The 25842-nt window shown below is 73.9% G+C and carries 18 protein-coding genes; 2 read left to right on the top strand and 16 right to left on the bottom strand.

Going from position 1 to position 25842, the window contains the following annotated elements:
- Positions 1-555: 555 nt before the first annotated feature.
- Entirely contained in the window at positions 556-3969 is a 3414-nt protein-coding gene (locus AB0C73_RS34830) for an ABC transporter permease (protein WP_362537748.1), read from the bottom strand.
- Between the two features lie 180 nt (positions 3970-4149).
- A complete protein-coding gene (locus AB0C73_RS34825) occupies positions 4150-4554 on the bottom strand; it encodes a globin (RefSeq protein WP_362537746.1) in 405 nt (134 codons plus the stop codon).
- A 136-nt stretch (positions 4555-4690) separates the two neighbouring features.
- Between AB0C73_RS34825 and AB0C73_RS34820 the strand changes: the two genes are divergently transcribed.
- Positions 4691-5671 (top strand): methyltransferase domain-containing protein, encoded by a 981-nt coding sequence (locus tag AB0C73_RS34820; protein ID WP_362537744.1) that lies wholly within the window; start codon positions 4691-4693, stop codon positions 5669-5671.
- Positions 5672-5687: 16 nt separating this feature from the next.
- Here AB0C73_RS34820 and AB0C73_RS34815 read toward each other — a convergent pair whose 3' ends face one another.
- The 13 genes from AB0C73_RS34815 to AB0C73_RS34755 form a co-directional block, all read right to left on the bottom strand.
- Positions 5688-7037 carry an FHA domain-containing protein gene (locus tag AB0C73_RS34815; RefSeq protein WP_362537742.1) on the bottom strand — a complete coding sequence of 450 codons (1350 nt, stop codon included), beginning with the start codon at positions 7035-7037 and terminating at the stop codon, positions 5688-5690.
- A gap of 70 nt (positions 7038-7107) precedes the next feature.
- Positions 7108-8433, bottom strand: a complete 1326-nt coding sequence (locus AB0C73_RS34810; protein ID WP_362537740.1) for a VWA domain-containing protein — start codon at positions 8431-8433, stop codon at positions 7108-7110.
- Between the two features lie 106 nt (positions 8434-8539).
- Complete coding sequence (locus AB0C73_RS34805) at positions 8540-10318, bottom strand: PP2C family serine/threonine-protein phosphatase (protein ID WP_362537738.1); 1779 nt, start codon at positions 10316-10318, stop codon at positions 8540-8542.
- Between the two features lie 2 nt (positions 10319-10320).
- Positions 10321-12747 carry a tetratricopeptide repeat protein gene (locus AB0C73_RS34800; protein ID WP_362537750.1) on the bottom strand — a complete coding sequence of 809 codons (2427 nt, stop codon included), beginning with the start codon at positions 12745-12747 and terminating at the stop codon, positions 10321-10323.
- A 59-nt stretch (positions 12748-12806) separates the two neighbouring features.
- The gene (locus AB0C73_RS34795) at positions 12807-14084 is read right to left on the bottom strand and encodes a hypothetical protein (protein WP_362537736.1); all 1278 of its coding nucleotides are present in this window, start codon (positions 14082-14084) and stop codon (positions 12807-12809) included.
- A 52-nt stretch (positions 14085-14136) separates the two neighbouring features.
- Complete coding sequence (locus tag AB0C73_RS34790) at positions 14137-15225, bottom strand: glutamate ABC transporter substrate-binding protein (RefSeq protein WP_362537734.1); 1089 nt, start codon at positions 15223-15225, stop codon at positions 14137-14139.
- 11 nt (positions 15226-15236) lie between these two features.
- A complete protein-coding gene (locus AB0C73_RS34785; protein ID WP_362537732.1) occupies positions 15237-16700 on the bottom strand; it encodes a hypothetical protein in 1464 nt (487 codons plus the stop codon).
- Positions 16701-16983: 283 nt separating this feature from the next.
- Positions 16984-17964 (bottom strand): BadF/BadG/BcrA/BcrD ATPase family protein, encoded by a 981-nt coding sequence (locus AB0C73_RS34780; protein WP_362537730.1) that lies wholly within the window; start codon positions 17962-17964, stop codon positions 16984-16986.
- Positions 17955-19220 (bottom strand): 6-phospho-beta-glucosidase, encoded by a 1266-nt coding sequence (locus AB0C73_RS34775; protein WP_362537728.1) that lies wholly within the window; start codon positions 19218-19220, stop codon positions 17955-17957. Before AB0C73_RS34775 ends, AB0C73_RS34780 begins: the two co-directional genes overlap by 10 nt.
- Positions 19221-19229: 9 nt before the next feature.
- Complete coding sequence (locus tag AB0C73_RS34770) at positions 19230-20153, bottom strand: carbohydrate ABC transporter permease (protein ID WP_362537726.1); 924 nt, start codon at positions 20151-20153, stop codon at positions 19230-19232.
- Between the two features lie 6 nt (positions 20154-20159).
- A complete protein-coding gene (locus AB0C73_RS34765; protein ID WP_362537724.1) occupies positions 20160-21104 on the bottom strand; it encodes a sugar ABC transporter permease in 945 nt (314 codons plus the stop codon).
- 5 nt (positions 21105-21109) lie between these two features.
- The gene (locus AB0C73_RS34760) at positions 21110-22459 is read right to left on the bottom strand and encodes an ABC transporter substrate-binding protein (protein ID WP_362537722.1); all 1350 of its coding nucleotides are present in this window, start codon (positions 22457-22459) and stop codon (positions 21110-21112) included.
- Positions 22460-22501: 42 nt separating this feature from the next.
- Positions 22502-23665 (bottom strand): ROK family transcriptional regulator, encoded by a 1164-nt coding sequence (locus AB0C73_RS34755; RefSeq protein WP_362537720.1) that lies wholly within the window; start codon positions 23663-23665, stop codon positions 22502-22504.
- 510 nt (positions 23666-24175) lie between these two features.
- Here AB0C73_RS34755 and AB0C73_RS34750 point away from each other — a divergent pair.
- Positions 24176-24475, top strand: coding sequence for a hypothetical protein (locus AB0C73_RS34750; protein ID WP_362537718.1), 300 nt, complete (start codon positions 24176-24178; stop codon positions 24473-24475).
- 646 nt (positions 24476-25121) lie between these two features.
- On the opposite strand, the gene AB0C73_RS34745 is transcribed toward AB0C73_RS34750, so the two are convergent.
- On the bottom strand, positions 25122-25733 hold the full coding sequence (locus AB0C73_RS34745) for a cupin domain-containing protein (protein ID WP_362537716.1): 612 nt from the start codon (positions 25731-25733) through the stop codon (positions 25122-25124).
- Positions 25734-25842 lie beyond the last annotated feature (109 nt).

Genomic DNA, 25842 nt, shown 5'->3' with positions numbered 1-25842 from the left:
GCAGCTGCTGCTGAGTGATGGGGGCAGGCGTGAGCCGTCCGCGTCGGCGGGCGGGCCGAGTCGCGCGCCTGGGCCGCGCGGCGGCCGGTGGCACGAGGGCTGCGCCGCGGGCGGCGACGGGCGGCGGCGGGGGCCCGCCCTCGGCGGTGGCCTGTGCCGTCGGCAGCTGCTGCTGAGTGATGGGGGCAGGCGTGAGCCGTCCGCGTCGGCGGGCGGGCCGAGTCGCGCGCCTGGGCCGCGCGGCGGCCGGTGGCACGGGGGCTCCGCGCCGGGCGGTGGGCGGGGGCGTGAGTTCTCCGCCGCGGGCGGCGACGAGTGGCGGCAGGGGCCCGACCTCGGCGGTGGCCCGGGGCGCGAGCCGCGCCGGCTGGGCGGTGGCCCGTGGCGTCAGCGGATCGAACCGCCTGGCAACGGACGATGCCAGGCGTCCGAACCGGCCCGCCGCGGGCTGGACCGGCAGCTCGTGCTGTGGAGTGGCCGGGGGCGTGAGCCGTCCGCGGCCGCCCCGACCCGTCGCGGGTGGCGTCGTGGGTTCGGGGCCGGTGGCGAGTCGCATCAGTGGTCCCCCTGGGTGCGCAGGGTCGTCGCCGGGTCCGTGCGGCGCAGGGCGATCGCCGCCACGACGGCCAGCGGCAGGACGGCGACGCCCGCGAGGAGCAGCGCCACGTGGCCGACGGGCAGTTCGACCAGGACCTGGGGGACCGGGCGGTCCGCCTGGGAGGTGAGGACGACGAGGGGGACGACCGCCCGGGTGAGGACGGTGCCGAGGGCGACGCCGACGAGGAGGCCGATGCCGATGAGCAGGCCCTGCTCGGCGGCGATCAGGCGGGCGAGCTGGCGGCGCGGGGCACCGAGGGCGCGCAGGACGCCGAACTCCTGGGACCGCTCGCGCAGCGAGCCGGCCGAGCCGACCGCGAAGCCGACCGCGGCGAGCGCCGCCGCGGCCGCCGCGACCGCCATCAGGGCCGAGTTGGGGCCCGCGCCGAGCGGGTCGCCGAGGAGCTCGGCCGCCGCCTCGTCCCGTACGAGCACCTGCGCGGGGTCGGCGTCCGGGCGGGCCCGCAGGGTCTTCGCGACGTCGGCGGCGCGGCCGGGCGCCGTGGCCAGCCACCACTCGGTGGCCGGCAGGGTCGTGACGCTGGTCGCGGCCAGGGCCCGGTTCGCGGTGAACAGGTCGACCAGCAGCGCGCCGCCGTCCTGCGGGCCGGTGGTCGGCGCGGCCGCGGCGACGGCGCCCGCCCCGGGGCCGGTGGTCGGCAGCTCCCGTACGACCTCGGCGATCCGCACCCGCAGCGTGGCGCCGTTGAAGGTGACCTCGACCACATCGCCCTTCTTCGCCTTGGCGGCGGTCAGGAACGCGTCGGTGGCGAGCGCCGGGACCTGCGCCGGTGCGGCCGGGCGGGGCGGGGTGAGCGTCAGGCTGTAGTCGTCCGTGCGGGGATAGCGGTTCTTGACCTCGGTGGAGCCCGCGCGGAAGGTGGCGGTGAGCTGCCCGTCGGCCCCGGCGACCAGGGCGACCCGGGCCTTCGGGGTGCCGCCGTCGGCCAGGCGGGCGCTGTACTCGGCGGTCCAGCCCGGCAGCGCCCGGCGCACGTCGAGCGGCTGCTCGGTGCCGCCGTCGCGGACGGAGAACAGGCCCCCGACGGTCAGCACCCGCTGCGTGCCCGTGCCCTCCCCGAGGGTGCCGCCGATCTCCAGGCCGACCAGGCTGAAGCCGCCGGAGTCAGCGGAGCCGCCGGAGCCGCCCAGTTCGGGCAGCGCGACGGAGAGCCGGTGGGTACGCCCGTCGGCCGGCAGGGTGCCGAGAAGGCGGCGGTACGGGACGCCGTAACCGTCCTCCAGGATGGCGACGGGCCGCGTGACGGGAGTGGCGGCCGACGAGCGGGCCCGCGGGTCGGCCGGCCGGCCGGCCGTGCCACCCGCGCCGTCCGGCATCGTGTCGCGCAGCTCGACCGCGAGCCCGCGGGTGCCCGCCGGCAGCGCGATGCCCGGCCGCGGCCCGGCCGCCTTCGGCGCGACGGCGGCGAACCGCGCGGCCGGTGAGCCGTCGGCGAGGTCGGCCCGGAGCCGCAGGCCGTCGGCGGCGTGCCGGGTGTCCACGGCCAGGACGGTCGCGTCGTGCCCCGCGACATCGGTGCCGGCCCGGTGCACCGGCGTCGCCGTACGCACCCCGGGCACCGCGGCGAGCCGCTCGGTCTCGGCCAGGTCGCCGGGACCGGCACTCAGCACCCGGACGTCCGCACCGGCCTTGAAGTCGGCCTGGTCACGCTGCGAGCGGTCCCAGGAGTCGCGCTGGCCGATCGCCAGCATGCCCATGGCCACGGCGAGTACGAGCAGCAGCACCGGGCCCGCGCCCCGCAGCGGCCGGCGGCTGAACTGCCAGCCCGCGAGCGCCGCGGGCAGGCCGCGGCCGCCGGCGGCACGCCGCTCGGCCAGCCTGGCCGCGGGCGGCATCAGCCGCAGGGTCAGGACGGTGCCGGCGAGCAGCGCGAGGGCGGGCGCGGCGACAAGAAGCGGGTCGACGCCGAGGCTGCCGGAGCGGTCCCCGGCGAGCGCGCCGCCGCCGCCGTCGCCGGTCTGCCGGTCGAGCTGCCAGTACGCGATGCCCGCGACGATCAGGAGGCCGATGTCGGCGCCGGCCCGGACGGGTCCGGGCAGCGCGGCGGAGCGGCCCTTGCGCAGCGAGACCCCGGCGCCGTCCCCGGTGGCGAGCGCGGGCGCGACGACGGCCGCGGCGCAGCACAGCGCGACCGCGGCGGCCACCAGCCAGACCGTCGGCGGGGGAACGGCACCGAGCCCGGCGCCGAGCGCGTCGAGCGTGGACCGGTCGGCGACGAGCCGGGTCAGCGGGCCCGAGAGCAGCGGGGCGGCGATCGCGGCGGGCAGTGCGAGGAACAGCGCCTCGACGGCGGCGAGTCCGGCGATCCGGCGGCGCGAGGCGCCCCGGGCGCGCAGCAGGTCGGTCTCGCCGGAGCGCTCGCTGCTGAGCAGCCGGGCGACGAGCAGCAGCGCGTAACCGGCGAGCAGCACCAGCTGCACGGCCACGATGGAGAGCGTCGAGCGGGAGACGAGGAGCGCCCGGTCGGTCTGTTCGAGGACGGTCGGCAGCGCGGTGGTGGCGGTGACGGTGGTGCCGAAGCCCGCCGTGTCGGCGAGGACCGACTTCGGCCCGGCGGCGCCGGAGACCTTCAGGGCGTCGGTGTCCTCGGTGGTGACGGCGCGGTAGTCGGCGGTGCCGAGCCAGGAGGTGGTGCCGGAGGTGACCCGGCCGGAGGCGAGGGTCGCGGGGTCGGCGTAGAGGGGGCCGTACGTGGTGAAGGCGAGGGTCCGCACCCCGCGGCCGCCGGCCGGGTCGAGCTGCTGCCAGTAGAGGTCGGCGGTGTCGACGGGCCGGTACACGCCGGTGATCCGGGTCTTCAGCGGCGTGCCGCCGAGCCGGTCGGCGAGGTCGAGGACGGTGCCGGGGGCGATCTTGAGCCGCCGCGCGACCTCCTCCGGGACGGCGCTCTCGATCACGGCGCCGTTCGGGGCGGGGTCCTTCGCGCTCGCCGCCTTCGGCCAGGCGCCGCGGACCAGGCTGATCCGGGAGCGGTCGAGCGCGGCGAAGTGGGTGAGGTCCGGGTCGCCGGCCCGGGCGGCCGGTGGCTGGAGCGAGCGGGGCAGCGCGTACGGGCCGGAGGCGGCGAGTTTCCGTACGTGCACCGGGAGCCCGGCGAAGGTCCGCTCGGTCCCCTTGCGGGCGGCCTCGTCGGCGCTCGCCCGCTTGTCCTCGGCGATCTGGCCCTTGATGACGAGCGCGGCGGCGGGTGCGGCCCGGCCCTGGAGGGTGCTCTGCAGCGCCGCGTCGCCGATGGAGCCCGAGAAGGCGGCGAGGGTCGCCAGGACGGAGGTGGTGAGCAGGACGGCGAGCAGGGCGGCGGCGAGGAGGAGCCGGTGCGCCCTCGCGCGCAGAAGTACGAAGCCCGTCACCCGGTTCCCCCCTGAAAGCACCGCGATCGTTCACTATCGAACGTTCTTCGGATGCTTTCAGAGGGCATCGGATCCGGAAACCGCTTTCGCGGCCACCTTGATGCGATCGTGACCGTTATCCGGCGTCCGGTCACCGGAATGTGTTCGTCCGGGAGCGGGCGGTCGTGAGGGCCGAGCCGCTCAGCCCTCGGTGTTGATCATCGCGGCGGCGGCGTACGTCAGATAGCCCCACAGCTTCTCGGCATGCTCCGGCGCGAGCCCCAGCTCGTCCACCGCGTCCCGCATGTGCCGCAGCCAGGCGTCGTGCGCCGCCCGGTCGACCGTGAACGGGACGTGCCGCATCCGCAGGCGCGGATGGCCGCGGCGGTCGCTGTAGGTGGTCGGGCCGCCCCAGTACTGGATGAGGAACAGCGCGAGCCGCTCCTCGGCCGGACCCAGGTCCTCCTCCGGGTACATCGGCTTCAGCAGAGGGTCCTCCGCGACGCCCTGGTAGAAGCGGTGGACCAGGCGACGGAAGGTCTCCTCGCCCCCCACCTGCTCGTAGAAGGTCTGCTCCTGGAGTGTGCCGCGCGGAATCTCGTTCACCGTTCCATCGTCTCAGATGCCCCGGACGAGGACAGGGGTCCTAGGACCCTGGCCGGATGCCGCCGCTGTCCGGACGCCGCCGCTGTCCGGGTGGCAGCGGTGGCCGGAACCCGCCGGAGCGCAGGAGGGTGGAGGCATGGAGGACGTACGGCGCGATCTGTTCGCCGAGGAGGCCGCGCGGGCCCGGCGGGCGCTCGTGCGCGAGATCGAGGCGTACGGCGCCCTGCGCGACCCGCTCTGGCGCAGCGCCTTCGCCGAGGTCCCGCGCCATCTCTTCGTGCCCTCGTACTACGTCGCCGGGCCCGGCGGCTACGTCCGCCTCTGGTCCGGCGACCCCGACCCGGCCCGCCGGGCGCGCTGGCTGCGCGGCGCGTACGAGGACACCGCCCTGGCGACCCGGGTCCGGGACGGCGAACTCGTCTCCTCCGCCAGCCAGCCCTCCCTGATGGCCAAGATGCTCGAAGCCCTGGACGTACGCGACGGGGACGACGTCCTGGAGATCGGCGCCGGCACCGGCTACCACGCCGCCCTGCTCTGCCACCGCCTCGGCGACGCCCACGTCACCACCGTCGACCTCGACGAGGAGATCACCGAATCCGCCCGCGCCCACCTCGCCGCCGCCGGGTACCGGCCGGCCGTGATCACCCGCGACGGCGCCCGCGGCTGCCCCGAGCACGCCCCGTACGACCGGATCGTGGCGACCTGCGCGGTGCCCTCCGTGCCGTACTCCTGGCTCGCCCAGAGCCGGCCCGGCGCACGCATCCTCACCCCGCTCTCCACCGGACTGCTGCTGCTCGCGGTCCGCACCCCCGACCGCGCCGAGGGCCGCTTCCTGCCCGGCTCGGCCTACTTCGTCGCCCTGCGCGGCGGCAGCGTCCGCACCCCGCGCCCGCCACGTACCACCGGAGTGCCCCGGCGGGTGTACGAGGACGAGGGCTTCCGCTTCCTGGCGGGCCTGGCCGGCGAACGCCTCGACACGCGCGAAGCGCTCGCGCTCTGGCTGCGCGAACGGCGGCCGGAGCGGGAGCGCTTCGGGGTGACGGTGAGCGGCGGGCGGCAGTGGGCCTGGCTGGACGACCCCGAAGGGCCGTACGCCTGGCCCCTGCCGGAGCTCTAGTCGTTCTTCAGGGCTTTCAGCCCCTCCGTACGGTGATCGTCGTCCAGGCGCCGACGTGCACCCGGTCGCCCTCCTGGAGCTGGACCGGCACATAGGGCTGGATCGGGTCGGGCGAGCCGTTGATGGTCGTGCCGTTGGTGGAGTTCTGGTCCACCACCGCCCACGAGCCGTCCGGCTGCGCCACGAGCACCGCGTGCTGGTGCGAGACGCCCGGGTCCTCCGGCGGCACCGACAGGTCGATGTCGGGCGACTCGCCGGTGGAGTGCCGGCGGCGGCCGATGCTGACCTGGTTGCCCTGGAGCGGGATGTGCTGCTCGGGGGAGTACGCGGGGAGGTTGAGCCCCCCGGCCTCCGGGCCGCTGCGCTGCATCATCGCCATGAAGTACTCACGGTCCGGGCCGATCACCGCGGTCCAGCCCAGCTGCGGCTGCGGAGCCTGAGCCTGCGGGGCCTGGGGCGCCATAGGAGCCTGCGGCTGCGGGACCGGCGGCGGACCCTGCTGGAACTGCGGCGGCGGGCCGCCCATCGGGCCGGGGCCCGGCATCGGCGCGGGGGCCGGGGCGGGCGGAGCCGGGGGCTGCGGCGCCGATGGCGGCGGCAGCATCCAGTCGTCGTCGGCCCGCGGCTGCGGCGGGGCCGGGTGCGGGGGAGCGGCCTGCGGCGGCGCGGCCGGGAACCCCTGCGGGGCCTGCGGGGCCTGCGGCATCGGCGGGCGCTGCGGCGGCGCCTGGTGGTGCGTCGGGTCGGCGCCCAGCGGCTCGGCCGGGCGGTTCACCTGCGAGGGCCGCGAGCCCTGGTAGTCGAACGCGTCCGGGTGCTGCGGCGGCGCGGGCACCGGCGGCGGCCCCTGCACGGGCGGCGGCCCCTGCATCGGCTGGCCCTGCATCGGCTGGCCCTGCGCCGGCGGCGACTGGAAGCCCGGCGGCAGGTTCAGACCGGGCGGCGGGCCCTGCGGCGCGCGCGGCGCGCTCTGCGGGGCGAGCGGAGTGTAGGAGGTCGCCGTGTTGGTGAGGAAGTTCCAGCGGCACTCCTCGCAGAACGGCGCCATCGGCTCGCGCGGGGTGCGGCACTGCGGGCACAGCTCGGCCTGGGCGGTGGCGTTCGGGTCGCCGCCCATGCCGAAGCCGCCGGGCGTGGCGGGCGGCGGCGGGACGGGACCGCCGGGCGCACCGGGGCCACCGGGGCCACCAGGCGCACCGGGGCCACCGGGACCGGCCGGGCCGGGATATCCGTACGCGGGAGGCGGCGGCGGGGGAGGCGGCGGTACGGCACCCGTCGGCGCACCCGCCCCGGCCGCCATGCGGTGGCCGCAGACCTCGCACCAGTCGTCGGAGACCGACTGGTGTCCGTTCGGGCAGGTCGGCATGTCGGTGCTTCCCCCTCTCCTCGTCCTCGCCCCCCTCGCGGGGCTGTCTCGTTCCCGCCCTGGCGGGCGGCTACTTCTTCACGCGAACGGTCTTGGTGGAGCGCGTCTCGAGAGTCATCTCGTCCGCTTCCGCGACCTTCGCCTTCAAACGCACAGTACCCGTCGCGGCGTCGACCACGTCCACCACCTTCGAAAGGAGTTTCGCCGTATCGGCATTGCCGGAGGCCGCCGCGAGCTGCACCGCACGCCCGAGTTTGGCGGTCGCGCCGTCCCGGTCGCCCGATTTGCGAGCATCGAGCCCCTGCTGGATGACGTCGGCCAGCTCGGCCTGCCCGGTGTAGTGGGCGACCTGCGGATTGATCGCGGTGGACATCACCATGTCGTCCGTCCACACCGCCCGTACCAGGCCCTGGGACAGCGTCGTGGGCGTGCCGCCCGCCGGGTCCGGGACGATCAGCGAGACCCGGGCGGCCAGCATCTCCTGCCCGATCGCGGCCTCGGGAACCCGTACGGACACGTGGTAGTCGCGGGACTCGTCGCCCCACGAGCCGGTCGGGTAGTCGCCGGCCCGCGGACCCGCCTCGGTGCGCCGCCCGGACAGGTCGGCGACCGTCGGCGCGACCTGCTTCACGAAGCCGATCTCCACCCCCACCGGGGTCCACAGGCGCAGCGCGACGTCCGCGACCTCCTTGCCCATGGCGCCTTCCATCATGGCGGTGAAGTCGGCGGCGAGCCCGGCCGGGTCGGCGACGATGTCGGCGGTGCCGAGCAGCGCCGTGGCGATGCCCCGGACCTCGTCGACCTCCCAGTCGGTGCCGACCCCGCGCGCGTCGCAGGTGAACCGGCCCGCGCAGGCGTCGAGCGCGGCCCGCAGGTCCTCCGGCGACTCGTGCTCGTTGCGCCCGTCGGTGAGCAGGATGCCGTGCCGGATGGCGGCGTCGGCCGAGGAGAGCAGGGTGTCGGCGAGCCGCAGCCAGGTGCCGATGGCGGTGCCGCCGCTCGCGTTCAGCGCCCGCAGCGCGTCCTTCGCCTGGGCGCGGGTACGGGCGTCGGCGACGGCCAGCCGCCCCTGGCCCGGGTACACCTCGCGGGCGATGTGGGTGCCGGCGACGACGGCGAAGAAGGTGCCGTCGCGCAGGGTGTCGATGGCGGCGGCGGTCGCCTCGCGGGCGCCGCGCATCTTGGTCGACGGGTAGTCCATCGAACCCGAGCAGTCGAGCATCAGGACGACGGCGGCGGACCCGCCGCCCGCCGGCCGGACCCCGGCCGCGCTGCCGCCGCCGCTCGCGGTCACGGTGACGATCGCGTTGACGTCCCGGCCGCCCTCCGGCAGGAACTCGTTCTGGTACACGTCCACCGAGAACTGCGGCCCGGTGGGCTTGGAGAAGTTCGCCATGGGTGATTCGGCTCCTCGCTCACGAGAAGAGAAGAAAAGGGAGAAAGTCAGACGGAAGGAAGGCCGGGGCGATCCGGGCCCGAGGGCTCCGGCCGCCCGGGCCTGCTCAGGCCGTTCCGGTCCCGGCGGCCGGAAGGACGGTCGTCGCGTCGGTCGGCATGTCGGGCGTCACGTCGGGCGCCACGCCGGTCGCCACGTCGGTCGTCACCTGGGCCGGCAGGACGGTGGTCATCCCGGCCGGAAGGGCGAACGGCAGCAGCGCGACCGTGATGTTGTCGTGGCCGCCGCCGTCGAGCGCGTGGCCCACGAGCACCTGCGCCGCGTGCAGCGGGCGTCCGGCCGCGTCCGGCGGCAGGACCCGCGCCATGTCCTCGGCGCCCTCCGCGTAGTTCCACAGGCCGTCCGTGCAGACCACGACCACGCCCGGCCGGTCCGGCTTGAACGCGGCGGTGTGCGGCTCCAGTTCGTAGCTGTCCGCGCCGAGCCAGCCGGTGATCGCGTGGGCGCGCTCGTCCGCGTACGCCTGAGCCTCGTTCATCAGCCCCGCCGCGACCATCTGCGCGGCCCACGAGTCGTCCTCGGTGAGCCGGGCGGGCGGGGTGGTGCGGTCGTCCGGCACCCAGTAGGCCCGGCTGTCGCCGACCCAGCCGACGATCAGGAGCCCGTCGACGACGATCGCGCTCACGATGGTGCAGGCCGGCGAGTTCTGGTGCTCCCGCTCCCCGGCCGGGCGCTCGGCGAGCGCGGTGACCGCGTCGGCGGCCGCCACGATCGCCTCCTGCATGGCCTGCTGCGGGTGGGTGCCGCGCGGCAGCGCCGATACGAGCGCGGTGCGCGCGGCGGCGGCCGCGGCGGCGGACGCCTCGTCGGGGCGGGTCGCGGAGGACACGCCGTCGCAGACCACGGCGAGCGAGGCCGGCGAACCGTCGGGCAGCGCGGCCGAAGCGACCGCGAAGGAGTCCTCGTTGCGGTGATGGCGCAGCCCGCGGTCGCTGACGGCGGCGACCGCAGGCAGCTCCTCCTCCATGTGGTCGCGGTCGCGCGGCTGCGCGTGCCCGCAGTGCTCGCAGTAGCCGTCGCCGTCCACCCGGCCGGTCCGGCACGCCACGCACACCTTCCGGTCGTCGCCCGGCGAGGTGGCTGCCACCGCAGCCGCCTGCGCCTGCGCCGCGAGCGCGGCCCGCGGGTCGGGCGCGGGCAGGGTGAAGTCCCCGCCCCCGTGCTCACCCGTCCCACCGGCCGGCGCCACCGTGACCGACCCCGCCGGATCGCCCGCGCGAGCTGCGCTCGCCGGGTCTGCCACGTGCGCCGCACCCGCCGGCGCTGCCGGGACCGAGCCCCCCGGTCCTGCCGGGGCGACCGAGCCCGCCGGAGCCGCCGGTCCTGCCGGGTCTGCCGCGTGTGCCGCGCCTGTCGGCGTTGTCGGCCCCGCCGACACGCCTGGGCCCGCCGCGTGAGCTGCGCCCGCCCAGGCCGCCGGCCCCGCCGCGTCCGCGGCGCGAGACGCTCCGGCCGCACCGGCCGGCCCCGCCGGGGCCCCCGCGTGCGCCGCGCCCGCCGGGACCCCAGGCCCCGCCGCGCCCGCCCCATCCGCCTCCGGCGCGCCGTCCGTCCGTACCGGGATCGTCGGCAGGTCGCGGCCGCCCGAGTCGGTGCCCGCCAGCTCGCCCGGGTGCTGGGTGGCCGTGGTCAGCGAGTTCGGGTCCCGGGGCGGTGCGTCCGGCCAGTCCACCGGGAGTGCGATCGGCACCGTCGGCCGGTCCGGCGCCTCGGCGGCCGACAGGTCGTAGCCGCACGCGCCGCAGAACTTGTCCCCGGACTCCAGCGGTTCGGCGCACTCGGGGCAGGTCCCCAGGGGGTGCGGGGGCTTCGGCTTCAGCGACATACTCACACCCACGTCCGGGGACGGAAGCGGTTGGCCCGCTCCACCAGTTCGATCCTCTCCTCGCCGCGCTGGGCGAGCCGGGCGAGCACCCGGTAGGAGCGTTCGAGGCCGAAGCGCAGTCCGCGCTCGTCCAGTGCGCTGCCGAGCAGCACCGTGCCGGCCGGGCCCGCGCCGGGACTGCCCGAGAGCACCCAGTCGAGCGCGGTGCCGAGCACCTCCGTCGAGAGCAGCTCACGGCGCACCGCGTCCAGGCCGAAGCCCTGCAGCGCCGAGACCTGCGCCGCCGCGGCCGTCAGATCGGCGCCCAGCGGCTCGTTCGCGGGCCGCCGGCGCAGCCGGGCCCGTACCGCGGCGACCCGGGCCGCCGTGTAGTGGATCGACGACTCCGGCACCGACTCCAGGGTGCGCACCGCGCCCGCCCGGTCGCCGGCCGCGAGCTGCACCCGGGCCAGGCCGAAGGCCGCGCTGACATAGCTGGGGTCGGTCGCCCACACGAGCCGGTAGTACTCGGCGGCGTTGTCGAGCTGGCCGAGCAGCTCCGCGCAGACACCGAGCGCCAGCTTGGGCGCCGGTTCGCCGGGGAAGGCGTCGTAGATCGCGTCGAAGGCCAGCGCCGCGCTCTCCCGGTCGCCCGCGATCAGGGCCGTCGCGCCCCGGTACCAGACCACCCGCCAGTCGTCGGCGTACCCCTGCTCCAGGTCGTCCAGGCTGCGCCCGGCGGACACCAGGTCGCCCATCTCCAGGCGCGCCCGCAGCTCGCGCAGCCGCAGTTCGAGCGAGGACACCGGCGCCGCGTGCAGCGCGGTGATCAGCTCGGCGGGCGCGGCGGCGAGCAGACCCGCGAGGAAGCCGGCGTTGGGATCGGCCGGATCGACCCGCGGCACCGGCAGGGCCAGCGCCGTCGCCGGTACGTCGAAGGGGCGCAGGAAGCTGCCCGCCCGGCCGGGCACGGCCGTCGGCAGCGTTCTGCGGGCCCGCCGGGTCTCGCGCGCGCCGAGCACCGACACGTCCTCGGTGAGCTCCTCGAACAGCTCGGTGTCCGTGACCCGCGTCTCCGCGCCGAACAGCGTCGACAGGGCCGGCCGCGGGCGTCCCGACTGCAGCGCCACGACCTCCCGCAGCACCCCCGTCAGCTGCTCGGCCATCTCCTGCGCGGAGCCGAAGCGGCGTACCGGGTCGGGGTCGGTGGCCCGCACCAGGAAGCGGTAGAAGGACTCGTAGGTCCGGAGGACCTCGATGCCGTCCGGCTCGGGCAGCGAGTCGGCGTAGACGTTGGTGTAGCCCTGGAAGTCGAAGGTCAGCACGGCGAGCGTGCGCGCCACCGTGTACAGGTCGCTCGCCACCGACGGGCCGAGCTCGGCGACCTCCGGCGCCTGGTAGCCGACCGTGCCGTAGATCGCCGACTCGTCGTCGTCCATCCGCCGGACCGCGCCCATGTCGATGAGCTTCAGCTGGTCCTCGGTCTGGATCGCGTTGTCGACCTTGAAGTCGCAGTACAGCAGGTTGCGGCTGTGCAGATGGCCGAGCGCCTCCAGGGCCTCGATGCCGTACGCGCAGGCCTGCTCGACCGGCAGCGGGTCGCGTCGGCCCTCCGCCGTGCGCCGCTCGTTGGCGATCTCCTTGAGCGACTTGCCGCCCACGTACTCCATGACGATGTAGCCGTCCAGGGAGCCGGTGCGCTGGTCGAGGTGTTCGACGAAGTTGTAGATGCGCACGATGTTGGCGTGCTCGATCTCGGCGAGGAAGCGGCGCTCCGAGATCGCCGCGGCCATCGCGTCCTGGTCGCCGGTGTCGAGCAGGCCCTTGAGCACCACCCAGCGGTCCGCGACCGCCTTGTCGACGGCCAGATAGATCCAGCCCAGACCGCCGTGCGCGAGACAGCCCGCCACCTCGTACTGCCCGTGCACCACGTCGCCCGCGCGCAGCTTCGGCACGAAGGAGTACGGGTGCCCGCACTTGGTGCAGAAACCCTCGGTGCGGCCCGGCCGGTCACCGCGCGAACGGCCCACCGGCGCACCGCAGTCGGAACGCGAGCAGAATCGCTTCCTCTCGGGAACCTCGGGGTTCTCCATCACCGCGGCCCGCGGATCCGGACGCGGCACCTCCGGCACCGCGACCAGACCCGCGCCCAGCCGGCCGCGCGCCGAGGACGCGCCCGTGGAGCCGGAGCTGCGCACCGACACCGAACGGCCCGTGTGCTTCCCCGAGAGCGAGCGCGACAGCCGCCCCGACACCGAACGCCGGGACGCCGAGGAGCGCGCCGAGCGCGAGGACGTACGCGCGGACGTACGAGCGGAGGACGCGGAGCGGCCCGAGTCGCCGCCCCGGCCGCCCGCCGCCATCCCGGTCCTGGTCGCCTGGAGCATCCCGCTCGGCGCGACGACCGGGGCGAGACCACAGGTGTCGCAGTACAGCTCGCCGCCGCCCATGTCCTCGTAGGAGCCCTCGCACGCCGGACGCTGACAGCTGCTCACGTCGGTTCCCCCGCTCACCACTCGTTCCCCCTGGTGTCCCTGGGCCCTGACAGCACGTCGGCCGCCGCCTGCTGGTAGCGCAGCACCGCCTGCTCCGCCACCCGCAGATCGCAGGGGGCGCTCCAGAGCATGCGGCGGGCCGTGTCGTACCGCTCGACGAGCAGCGGATCCTCCGCCGCCCCGAGCCGGGCCACCTTCGCCTTGTACGCGTCGAGCCGGCCGCGCAGTTCCGCGCGGACCGCGAGCGGCGCGGTGACCGCCGTCAACGACTCGCGGGCCCGCAGCAGTTCCTCCTCCGCCTCCTGCTCCAGGGCGTCGAGCAGCGGGGAGAGCCGGTGCCAGCGGGCGTGCCTGCGGTGCTCCGCCGCCGCCACCAGACGCTCCTGGAGCGCGGTCGGCGGGCCGCTGACCGCCGGCACCTCGGACGCGGCGATCTTCGCCAGGACCTCGCCGCGCGCCGAACGCGCCTCCGCCAGCGTGCGGTCCGCGCGCGACAGCACGTCCCGCAGCCGCAGCAGCCGCTCCTCCGCGTCCTGCCGGACCTGGAGCACCGCCTCGATCTCGCGCCGGATGTCCTCCAGGGCGCGCGCCGCCGTGTCGTACCGCCCGGTGTCCGGCCGGCCGCCGCCCGGCGCCGAACTGCCCTGCGCGGGCCGCCAGAACGCCAGCGGATCGGAGATCACCTGCGCCCGCAGCGCGCCCAGCTCGGCGGTGATCGACTCGAGCTCGTCCCCGGCCGGGTGCTCCCCGGGCCGTACGCCCACCGAGTGCGCGAGCGACCGGGTCCGGCCGAGCTCCGCGGCGAGCAGGTCTATCCGGGCGGGCAGCGCCGACCAGACCGCGTCGGCGGTCACCACCACGTCGAGGGAGGCCGCGTACAGCTCGTTCATCCGCGTGACGAGCCCGTCCAGGGTGAACCGCTCGGCCAGCGAGGCCTGTTCGTGCGCCCCGCCCGGCACGTGCACGCTCTCGCCGCGCAGCCGGTCGGTCAGCTCGGTCAGCTCCTCGCGCCCGGGCCAGCGGCGCCGGGCCCGTACCCCACGGGCGTCGTGCAGCGCCGCCGTGTACGCGTCGAAGTACGCCCAGAGCAGGGTGATCGTCCGCTCGGCGGTCTGCCAGCGGTCCCGGGTCGTGCCGGTCAGCTCGGCCCCTTCGAGCAGCCTGCGGCCGGCGTGGTCCTGGAGGGCGAGGAGCGAGTCCTCGACCGCCTTGTGCTCCGCGCCGAGCCGTGCCAGCGCACGGTCCACCTCGTCCCGGTCCATCACCGGACCGGCGGGTCCCGCGACGCCCATCGATCACCTCTCGTCTCGTGCTGCCTGTCCGTAAGGGCTGTGTGCTGTGGGCCTACTTGTACGTGGGGGCGGGCGGCCCGGTGATCCCGGGCAGGTCCGCCTTCAGCCACTTGTCGTACGCCTGCTGCCACGGGCCCTGCCGGTACTCGACGAGCACCTGGTTGACCCGGCGCACCAGATCGTCGTTGTGCAGTTTCGCCGCCACTCCGTAGTACTCGGTGGTGAAGGGCCGGCCCTTGAGCTCGACGGCCGGGTCCTGCGCGGCCTGGCCGGCGGCGAGCGCGTTGTCCGTGACCACCGCGTCGACCTCACCCAGCTGCAGCCGGGCCAGACAGTCCAGCTGGTTGGGCACGGTCAGCAGGTCCGGATCGTCCTTGGTGCCGTCGCCGGCGTCCTTGTAGACCGCGCCGAACGACTTCTCCTCCAGCGCCTCGTACGCCGTCGAACCCTCCGCCGTGCACACCCGCTTGCCGCTCAGCGAGCTGTCGTAGCCGGTGATCGGCGAGGACTTCGGGGCGAGCACCTGCTGCCCGGCCTGGAAGTAGGCGGTGGAGAAGGCGACCTGCTGGATGCGCTTGCAGTTGATCGTCATGGTGCGCACCACCAGGTCGACCTTGTCGCTCTCCAGGGCGGCTATCCGCTGGTTGGTCGGGACGGCGCGGAAGATGACCGCGTTCTCGTCGCCCAGGATCGACTTGGCGATGGCCCTCGCCAGATCGATGTCGAAGCCCTCCAGCTCGCCGGGGGTCTCCTTGAGCGAGCCGTCGGGCTGCCGGGTGACCGTCGGCGGAGTACGGAAGCCCCACTTGTAGCTGTTCTGGTCGACGCCGACGATCAGCTTGCCGCGCTGCTTGATCCGGCTCACCGCAGGGCCGTCGGCGGTCGACGGGGTCAGCGAGGCCTCCGGGTCCTGGCAGGTCTCCGCGCTCTCCGCGCGGACCTGCACGCCCGTGCCGACGCCCGGACCTGGCCCGGCGGAGGGCACGGGGTCCGCGGCGCCGGTGCGCGGCAGCGCGAACAGCGCGAGGGCGGCGGTCAGCGAACAGGCCACGCCCATCGCGGCCACCCCGCCCCAGCCACGCAGCCGGGCCACGGGGCCGGGGCCCGCCCCGTCCGTCCGCTCGACGCCGTACGGCAGCATCCCGCCCCCTCTCACCGGTACTCCGACAGTCTGCGGTTGACGCCCGTCACGGCGCCGCCCGCGGCGAGCACTCCCAGGACCGCCGCGCCCAGCGGCAGCCCGGTCAGTGCGTCCCGGCCGCCCTCGGCGGCCGTGGTGAACTCGTCCTGTTCGTGGGACAGCGCCCGGCCGAGCGCCGCGTCGACCCGGTCGAAGCACTCGCCGGTCGAACCGCTGCTGCCGATCACCTTGTTCATGGCGGCGGTGAAGTCGCCCGCGTCGTCGAGCTGCCGGGCCTGCTCGTGCCGGGTGTGCCACTCACCGGTCCGGGCCGTGGCCTCGGCCACCGGGCCGCGGCCCTCGCCGTCGTCGGCGAGCCGGCCGGCCTCCTCGAGCGCGGCGTTCAGCGTCGCCGCACTGCTGGTGTAGTCGGCCTCGTACTTGTCGCGCTTGCCGTCCTCGGTGAGCACGGCGCCGCGGCCGACCACCGCGAGGTTCTCGTTCGCGCGGGCCTTCAGGGAGCTGATCCGGGCCTCGTTGAGCACCTGGAGGGAGTCCTGGCCGTGCGCCCGGGCGTCGTCCAGGCCCGCGCGGGCGAGTCCGTGTCCGGCCACCAGCCAGAGGAGCGCCGCCAGGCAGGCGGCGGAGGCGGAGAGAAGGCCGCGGTTGAACACCCGGTGGGTGCGCAGGTAGTTGCGGCGCTGGGCCCAGCCGAGCACCGCCAGCGCGAGTATCCCGAGGCCGATCGACAGGAAGGGCCAGGTGCGGGCCTCGGCGTCGTCCTGGTGCAGCCGCTCGGTCTCCGCCGCGTACAGCCGCTCGGCGGCGGGCAGCAGCTCCTGGGTCATGGTCAGGTTCGCGTAGCGCAGATAGGCGCCGCCGAGCGGCAGGCCCTGCCGGTTGGCGGCCCGGGCCCGCTCGACCAGACCGGTGTAGCGCGGCAGATGCTCGTTGAGCGTGGCGATCTCGTGGCCCGAGCCGGCGTCCGCGTCGCTGCTCGCGGCGGCCTTCACCAGGAGCCGCGAGGCGGTGGCGATGTCGTCCGCGTAGCGCTTGCGCAGCTGGTCGGACTCCTGCGGTCCGGCGAGGAAGCCGCTGGCCGCGGTGGCGTCCGCGTCGGCGAGCGAGCGGTAGATGTCGGCGGCGTCCGCGCTCAGCGGCTGGCTGCGGCCCACCACGTCGTCCGCGTACGAGGCGCGGTCCAGGACCTCGTACGTCGTGACGGCGCCGAAGGCGACGACGAGCAGCGCCAGTACGGCACCCAGGATCCGCAGTCGGCCCGGCTCGGTGGTCGCGGCCCGGCGCAGCACGGCACGGGCCTCGGCCCAGGCGCCGGGCCCCGCGGGCGGCGGCGGCACGACGGCCGGAGCCTGCCCTGCCTGCCCTGCCTGCCCGGCCGTTCCGCCCTGCGCGGGTACGCCGGAACCCGGCCGCGCGGGCGCGGTGGCGGTGCCCTGCGCCGCCGAGGCGGCGGGCGCGTTCGGCGGGTATGTCACGTGACCTCCCCCTCGGTCTCAGACGTCGACCCGTCCTGCCGGTGGGTTGGCGGACGAATACTGCCCCGGCCAGCAGTATGGCCGCAGCGCCCGTCCCGTACACCGGGATTGACTCGATCTTGTTCCTATCGTGCCCCATGTCCCCCGGGCACTCGCAGGCGAACCCCTTCCTCTGGAAAACGAGCCCTGGCCGGAATCGGTTCCACCAAGAACGTCCTCGAACGAGTGAACATGTGTGCGGGGCGCCCTGGGAAGGGCGCCCCGCACACACGCATCCGTCCGCTCAGGCGTAGTGCTCCCGCAGCCGCGCCGCGGCCTCCGGCGGCGCGCCGGCCGCGTCCAGGGCCAGCAGCCCGGCACCGAGCACCGGCGGCGCCGTCACCACGACCGTCCGCGCCTTCGGTGCCTTCGCGGCGAGGAGTTCGGCGATCCGGGCGTCCAGCCGCGGGTGCCGGGCGGCGAGGACACTGCCCCCGAGCACCACCGGCGCCTCCTCGGCGAGCAGCCCGAGCCGGCCGAGCGCCACCGACGCGAACGCCACCACCTCGTCGGCGAGCCGGTCCACCAGGGACCGCGCCACCGGGTCGCCCTCCGCACTCGTACGGAAGAGGACCGGCGTCAGCTCGTGCTTGCGCTCCGGCGGGATGCTCCCCAGATGCAGCGCCTCGATCAGCGCGTACATCGTCGGCAGCCCGAAGTGCTCCGGCAGCGTGCGGGCGAGCGCGGTCGGCCCGCCCCGCCCGTCCTCCGCGCGGGCCGCGAACCACAGCGCCTCGTCCGCCATGCCGCCGCCCCCGCCCCAGTCCCCGGAGATCTTCCCGATCGCGGGGAAGCGGGCGGTGCGCCCGTCCGGCAGCATGCCGACGCAGTTGATGCCCGCCCCGCACACCACCGCCACACCGCGCGGCTCGTCGACCCCGGCGCGCAGGATCGCGAAGGTGTCGTTCCAGACATGGACCGCGCCGCCCCAGCCGCGCGCTTCCAGGGCGGCCTTCAACCCGGCCTCCTCGACCGGCAGATCGGCGTTCGCCAGACAGGCCGCGACCTGCGCGAACGCCACCGGCTTCCCGGCCCCGCCGGCCGCCTCCCACGCCCGTCCGGCGATCTCCGCCACCGCGTCGACCGCCGTCCCGACCCCCACCACCGGGGGCTGGAACCCGCCGCCGCGCGCCCCGCCCAGGACCGTGCCGTCCGGGGCGAGGATCGCGACGTCGGTCTTGCTGTTGCCGGCGTCGATCGCCAGCAGCGCTCCGTTCAGGCCCACGCGAGGTGCTCCCGGTTGTGCGCGAGCAGCCGGTCGGTCAGCCCGTCGGCCTGCTCGAACTGTCCCACCAGCGGGTGCGCGAGCAGCGCCCGGAACACCCGGTCGCGGCCGCCGCGCAGCGCCGCCTCCAGGGCCAGGTCCTCGTACGCGGTGACATGCGCGACAAGCCCCGCGTAGAGCGGGTCGAGCGGCGCCACCGGCAGCGGCACCGGACCCTGCGCGCCCACCGCCGCCTGCACCTCGATGACGGCGTCGTCGGGCAGGAAGGGCAGCGTGCCGTTGTTGTACGTGTTCACCACCTGGTACGGCGATCCCCCTCCGCCCAACAGGGACGCGGCCAGGTCCACGGCCGCCTCCGAGTAGAAGGCGCCCCCGCGCTTGGCGAGCAGCTCCGGCTTCTCGTCGAGCGCCGGATCCCCGTACATCTCCAGGAGCCGCTTCTCCATCGCGGCCACCTCGGCGGCCCGCGAGGGCTTGGTGCGCAGCTCCTCCACGACGGCGTCGTGGGCGTAGAAGTAGCGCAGGTAGTACGAGGGGACGACGCCGAGCCGGTCCACGACGGAGCGCGGCAGGTGCAGGTCGTCGGCGATGGCGTCGCCGTGTCCGGCGAGCAGCCGGGGCAGTACGTCCTCGCCCTCGGGCCCCCCGAGCCGTACCCCGGTCTCCCAGGTCAGGTGGTTGAGCCCGACATGGTCGAGGTGCACGTCCGCCGGGGCGACGTCCAGCAGCGCGGCGAACTTGCGCTGGAAGCCGATCGCCACGTTGCACAGACCGACGGCCTTGTGGCCGGCCTGGAGCAGCGCCCGGGTGACGATGCCGACCGGGTTGGTGAAGTCGACGATCCAGGCGTCCGGGTTGGCGCGCCGGACCCGCTCGGCGATGTCGAGCACCACCGGGACCGTCCGCAGCGCCTTGGCGAGACCGCCGGCACCCGTCGTCTCCTGGCCGACGCAGCCGCACTCGAGCGGCCAGGTCTCGTCCCGCTCGCGGGCCGCCTGGCCGCCGACCCGCAGCTGGAGCAGCACGGCGTCGGCGCCGTCGACCCCGGCGTCGAGGTCGGAGGTGGTGACGATCCGCCCGTCGTGGCCCTGCTTGGCGAAGATCCGCCGGGCGAGGCCGCCGACCAGGTCGAGGCGCTCGGCGGCCGGGTCGACGAGGACGAGTTCGGTGATGGGCAGGGTGTCGCGCAAGCGCGCGAACCCGTCGATCAGTTCGGGGGTGTAGGTGGAGCCGCCCCCCACGACAGCGAGTTTCATAACAGTCGGCTAGCCCTTCACTCCGGTCAGTGTGACGCCCTCGACGAATGCCTTCTGGGCGAAGAAGAAGACGAGGATCACGGGGGCCATGACCAGGACGGTCGCGGCCATGGTCAGATTCCAGTCGGTGTGGTGCGCGCCCTTGAAGGACTCCAGGCCGTAACTCAGCGTCCAGGCGGCCGGGTTCTCGGAGGCGTAGATCTGCGGCCCGAAGTAGTCGTTCCAGGCGGCGAAGAACTGGAAGAGCGCGACGGCCGCGATGCCGGGCTTCGCCATCGGGAGGACGACCCGCAGCAGGGTGCGCAGTTCGCCGCAGCCGTCGACGCGGGCGGCGTCGAGGTACTCGTTCGGGATGGTCAGCAGGAACTGGCGCAGCAGGAAGATGGAGAAGGCGTCGCCGAAGGCCATCGGGATGATCAGCGGCCACAGCGTGCCGGACAGGTCCAGCTGCTTCGCCCAGAACAGGTACATCGGGATGATGACGACCTGCGGCGGCAGCATCATCATCGAGATGACCAGCATCAGCGCGAGCCGGCTGCCGCGGAAGCGGAACTTGGCGAGCGCGTACGCCACCGGGACCGAGGACACCACGGTGAGGACGGTGCCGAGGCCCGCGTACAGGAGCGTGTTGCGCCACCAGGTGAGGAAGCCCGGGGTGTCGAGCACCCTCGTGTAGTTGTCCCACTCCCAGGTGTCCGGGGTGAGGTCGCGGGTGAGTGTCTGCTGGTCGCTCATCAGCGAGGTGAGCAGGACGAACACGAAGGGCAGGACGAAGAACAGGGCCGCGGCGATGCCGAGCGCGTGCACGGCGATCCAGTGGAGGGCGGCCTTGCGGCGGGCTGTGCGGGAGGCCGGGGTGGCGCCCGGCTTCCTCACGTCCGAGGCGAGTTCGGGCGCGTCGAGGGTCTGGCTCTGGGTGGTGGTCTGGCTCATGGGTGTTCAGTCACCTGCCTGGACGAGACCGCCGCGGCGGCGCATGAGCAGCAGGGTGAAGACCATGGCCAGGGCGAAGAGGATCAGGGCGGTGGCGCAGGCCGCGCCGTAGTCGAAGCGCTGGAAGCCGAGGTTGTAGACGAGCTGCGGCAGGGTCAGCGTGGACTTGTCCGGGTAGCCGGGCTCGAAGGGCTGCCCGGACCCACCGATGACGCCGGAGGCGACCTTCCCGGCCACGAGCGGCTGGGTGTAGTACTGCATCGCCTGGATGATCCCGGTGACCACGGCGAACATCACGATGGGCGAGATGTTCGGCAGCGTGACGTAGCGGAAGCGCTGGAGGGCCGAGGCCCCGTCCAGCTCGGCCGCCTCGTACTGCTCCTTCGGTACGTCGAGCAGCGCGGCCATGAAGATGACCATGAGGTCGCCGACGCCCCACACCGCGAGCATGGTGAGCGCGGGCTTGGACCAGGCGGGGTCGTTGTACCAGGCGGGGGCCGGGACGCCGAGGCCTTCGAGGACCGCGTTGACCGGTCCGGTGCCGGGGTTGAGCAGGAAGACGAAGGCGAGCGTCGCGGCGACCGGCGGGGCGAGGTAGGGCAGGTAGAACAGGGTCCGGAAGACCCCCGCGCCCGTCTTGATCTTCGTGATGAGCAGGCCGACGCCGAGTCCGAAGACGACCCGGCAGGCGGTCATCACGACGACCAGCCACAGAGTGTTGCGGAGCGCCGGCCAGAACATTGGGTAGTCCTGGAAGACGTACGTCCAGTTGTCCAGGCCGCTGAAGGACGGCGGCTGGAAGCCGTCGTAGTCCATGAAGGAGAAGTAGACGGTCGACACGAGCGGGTACGCGAAGAAGACCGCGAACCCGACGAGCCAGGGCGAGAGGAAGGCCGCGGTACGAAGCGCCGCGCGGCGGCGCTTCGAGCGGAGGGTGATCGTGCGGGTCATGGTGCCTACTTCGCCTTGGCGATGTCGGTGTCGATCTGTGCGGCGGTCTTCGCGAGGCCGCCCTTCAGGTCGGTCACCGCACCCTTCTCGTACTGCAGGGCGAAGTCCTGGAGGGTGTTGAGGTAGGTGGCGCCGTTGACCGCGCCCGCCGCCGTGTTGGACTTCGGGTGCCGCGCGATGTCGAGGAAGGTCTTGAAGCGCGGGTCGAACTTCAGGTTCGGCGACTTCAGGGCCTCGAAGGTGGAGGGCACGTTGCGGATGCCGTTGGCGAAGGCGACGACGGCCTCGGTGTCCGTGGTCATGAACTTGATCAGTTCCCAGGCGGCGTTCTGCTTCTTGCTCTGCGGGGCGATGCCCATGACCGTGCCGGAGAGGTAGCCCTTGCCGTAGTCGGCGGCCTGCGCGTCGGGGACGGGCATCGGGGCGACGCCGATGTCGAAGGCGGCCTTGGCGTCGGTGGCCATGCCGAGCCGCCACTCGCCGTCGAGCTGCATGGCGACCTGGCCGGTGTGGAAGGGGTGCTTGGCGCCCCACTCGTCGCCGAAGGTCGTCCGGTACTTCTCCAGCTTCGCGTAGCCGCCGAGCTCGTCGACCATCTTCTTCTGGACGCTCATCATCTCGGCGATGCCGGGGTCGGTGCCGACCGTCGACCTGCCGCTGGCGTCGAAGTACGCGGGGCCCCAGCCGCCCAGGTAGTGCTCGGTGGTGGTCTCGTAGCCGTGGTAGTTCGGCATGAAGCCGAGCTGTTCGTAGCCGTCGCCCTTGGGCTTGGTGAGCGCCTTGGCGGCGGTGAGCAGCTCGGAGTAGGTCTTCGGGGGCTTCTCGGGGTCGAGACCGGCCGCTTTGAAGGCGGTCTTGTTGTAGTAGAGGCCGTACGCGTCGGTCAGCAGCGGCATCGCGCAGCGCTTGCCCTCGAACTGGGTGTAGTCCAGGAGCGTCTTGGGGATGATCTTGTCGAGCTCCAGCTTGGACTTGGCTATGAAGGGCTGGAGGTCGGCGAAGGCCCCGGACGAGCAGAACTTGCCGATGTTGGACGTGGTGAAGGAGGACACCACGTCGGGCCCCTTCGAACCGCCCGTGCGCAGCGCCTGGTTGAGCTTGTCGTCGTTGATGTCGCCGACGACGTCCACCTTGATGTTGGGGTGGGCCTGCTCGAAGCGCTTGATGTTGTCGTTGATGGCCTGCACCTCGGAGGGGGCGGACCAGCCGTGCCAGAAGGTGATCGTCGTCTGCGCGTCGGGGTCGTCGGTGGCGCCGTTGTTCGCGGAGCCGGTACAGGCGGAGGCGAAGAGCGCGACGGACGTGGCGGTGGCGAGGGCGGCGGCGAGTCTGCGGTGTCGGCGCAGTACGGGCATGGCGGAATCTCCCTGGAACGGGGACGGTTGTCGGGGACGCGACTAGCGGGACGTGTCGAAGACCTCGTCACGGGTGGCGGCGAGGGCGGATTCGAGGGCGCCGCGGAGCACCGGGTCGCGGTCGACCGCGGCGAGGACGAGCCGGGGCCGGGAGGCGGCCAGATCGGCGAGCTGGGTCTGGACCCGGGAGCGCAGCGGCTCGCCGCCGGGGCTGACGGCGAGGCCGGACAGCACGATCAGCTCGGGGTCGAGGACGGCGACGAGGGCGGCGAGCCCGATGGCGAGGCGTTCGGCGTAGATGTCGAGGAGCCGCGCGTACCGCTCGTCCTGCTCGTGCCGCTCGGCGGCCTCGGTGAGCAGCCGGGCCGCGGTCTCCACGTACGGCTGCTCGCGGGTGTCGATCCCGCAGGCCTTGGCGATCCGGGGTACGGACTGGACGCCGGCGAGCTCCTGGAAGCCGCCGGAGTTGGCCTTGGTGACCTGCCGTACGAGCGGGGTGCCGGGCACGGGCAGGAAACCGACCTCGCCGGCGCCGCCGGTGAAACCGCGGTGCAGCCGGCCACCGAGGACGAGGGCGGCACCGAGGCCCCCCTCGTTCCACAGCAGCACGAAGTTCTGGTGGTCGCGGGCCGCGCCGAGCCGCTGCTCGGCGAGGGCGACCAGATTGACGTCGTTCTCGAACTCGAACGGCATCGGCAGCGCGACGGCCAGCTCCTCCAGGAGCGTGGGGGAGTGCCAGCCGGGCAGGTGGGAGGCGTACCGCAGCCGCCCGGTGGCCGGGTCGAAGGCGCCAGGGGTACCGATGACGAGCCGGTGTACGTCCCCGAGCGCGAGCCCCGCGGCCTTCACGGCCCCGCCGAGCGCGTCGGCCACCTGCCGCACCACGTCATCGGTGCTCCGCCCGGGCGTCGGCAGATGGAACTCCCCGACGACGGTCCCGGTGATGTCGGCGACGGCCGCGCGGATCCCCTCGGGTGTGACATCGAGCCCGGCGGCGTACGCGGCCCCCGGATTCACCCCGTACAGCTGCGCGTTCGGCCCGGGCCGCCCCTCGGTCGTCCCGGTCACCACGACGAGCTCCGCCGCCTCCAGCCGTGCGAGCAGCTGCGAGGCCGTCGGCTTCGACAACCCGGTCAGCTTCCCGATCCGCGTCCGCGACAACGGCCCGTGCGCGAGCAGCAGATCGAGCGCGGCCCGATCATTCATGGCCCGCAACACCCGCGGGGTCCCGGGCGTCCCGGCTGCTCCCGTACTCGTACCGGCCACGACGCTCCCACCTGTCTGCACTGTTAGGAAGGTTTCCTATTGTGTTGGGAGGAAGGTAAGGCCGGGGTCACCGGAGCGTCAAGGGCCGGGACGGGGTGACTGTGCCGCGAGGAGCCGCCCCTGACCCGGTGGCCTGAAGCATGCGGCTCCCGCTCCCGTTGTCCGCGCCCCCTGATAGCTTCACGCGCCGCCGATCACACGGTGGAGACCGACGAGCATCGGGGGGATGCGTGTCGTTCGAAGAAGAATGGGCTCAGCTCAAGGCACGTTCGTGACCGTCGACGACGCGAATGCCGGGCGCTTCCTCGACGACATCCTGCGGAACGGCCAGTACGTGGCGCCGGAGGCGAGCTGGAAGGGCTGAGCCATCGCGAGGATGTCGCCTTCCTGGCGGGGTGCAGTCCGCCCCTTGTCGAGCGGAACGCCGACGAGTTCAAGCGCATCCACGACATGCTGGTGGAGGTCGACGACCCGGCTCACTGGTACGGCGAGGGCAGCCGGCATAACGTGGCGCGCCTTGCCGAGGTGCGGGCCGCCGTGGAGGCGAGTTCCAGCCCGCTCACGCACCTGTCCGGCGGTGCGCTGAAACGGAACTACGTCGCCTGGGGCGGTGAGGGGCCGGTATCCCCGGCCTTGCAGGGCATACGTACACAATTGGCCGGACTGTCAGAGGGCTGGGACGGCACCTACTTGGCCATTCCTCCCACACCGAGTGAGGATCGGCGGCGATGGGGTGCCGCCAACAAATAGATCATCCGAGCTGCGGCGGCGCATTCCGGTGTTCCCGTCCTTCGGACCCATCGCAATACAGATACGGCGAGGTGCCGAGGTGCTCACCGTTCGCCGCGCGATGGGTCCGTGGTGGCTCGTTCCGCCGCTGGTGATGGGCGTGGTGGCGATGGTGCGGTGGGTGATGGTGTCCCGGGGCGGAGGTGGGTGGTTCTGAGGCTGGTCGCCTTCGGGGTGCCCCGTCGCGAACGGTGGGGCACCCGGGGATGCTTGACGTGAGTCAAGCGTTTCCGTAGGGACATGGCTGCGCCTCTGCGCGAGGGCAGGCGATGAGCGCTCGTGACACGTACTGCTGGGCTTTGGAGTAGTAGCCGTGGACGACGTCGTTGCCCGCGGTGAGCCGCAGCGTCTCGCGGGAGCGCTGCAACCGGTCCCAGACGGGGAAGTGGTCAGCTCGCCCTCCAGCCAGGAGACCGCCTCGTCCTCGCTGGTGAAGATACCCATGACATGGGCTTTCGGGCGGGTCAGCCAGTCCTTGATCTCGATGGGCGGGTAGTCCGCGGGGGCTTCGACCCGCCGGATCGCCGCTTCCGGGTAGGACCGGCCGGTGTACGCGTACGCGTGCCGGTGCTGCGTCACCGGCGCAGGGTATCCACGGTGAGGTCGCCTACCCGGGGACACCGCTCGCGGCCCTCCGCGCGAGTTCGGCCATGCTCGGCGGTTCCAGCAGCAGGAGCGCGCCGATCAGGTATTCACGCGTCCACCGGATCGCCGATTCGGGGGATGAGAGCAGCCGCGTCGGCGGGATCTCCGCCCGCAGGGCGGGGTCCACCAGGGCCTGCGACAGGATCTCGCGGGTCATCTCCGGCGCGAGCCAGTGGAACGTCCGCTCCTTCAGCGCGAAAGTCAGATGCAGAGACGTCTCTCCGCCCACCGTGCACGGGGAGTGGACGTAGCCGCGCGGCAGCCAGAACACGTCTCCGGGCTCAAGGGTGAACGTCTGCGCGGGTGGCGTGTTGGCGAGATAGCGGCGCTCCTCATGAGTGAATCCGCGCTCCAGGAAGTTCCCGTGTTCGGTTGTCGGGTTCTCGACGAAGGGCGGATGCAGCGGCCATGCCTTGCGGCCGGCGAGCTGCACGATCCCGGCGAGCTGCACGATCAGCGTCACGTACGGGTCGTAGTGGTACTTCAGCCCCTGGGCGCGGGGCGGCGTCATGTACGCGTTCACGTGCACGAGGCACCCGGTCTCGTCCTGGATCTCGTGCCGCAGGACGCTCAACGACGGCTTGACCGTCTGGAGCTGCCGTACGGAGACGGTGCCGCCGGTGTCGAGTTCAGGATCTGCGGAACGTCGTCCACGAGATCTGCGAGCGGCATGTTCGCTCCTT

The sequence above is a fragment of the Streptomyces sp. NPDC048623 genome (assembly GCF_040650755.1).
Classification (GTDB): Bacteria; Actinomycetota; Actinomycetes; order Streptomycetales; family Streptomycetaceae; genus Streptomyces.
This window is presented reverse-complemented; position numbering and strand designations above follow the sequence as displayed.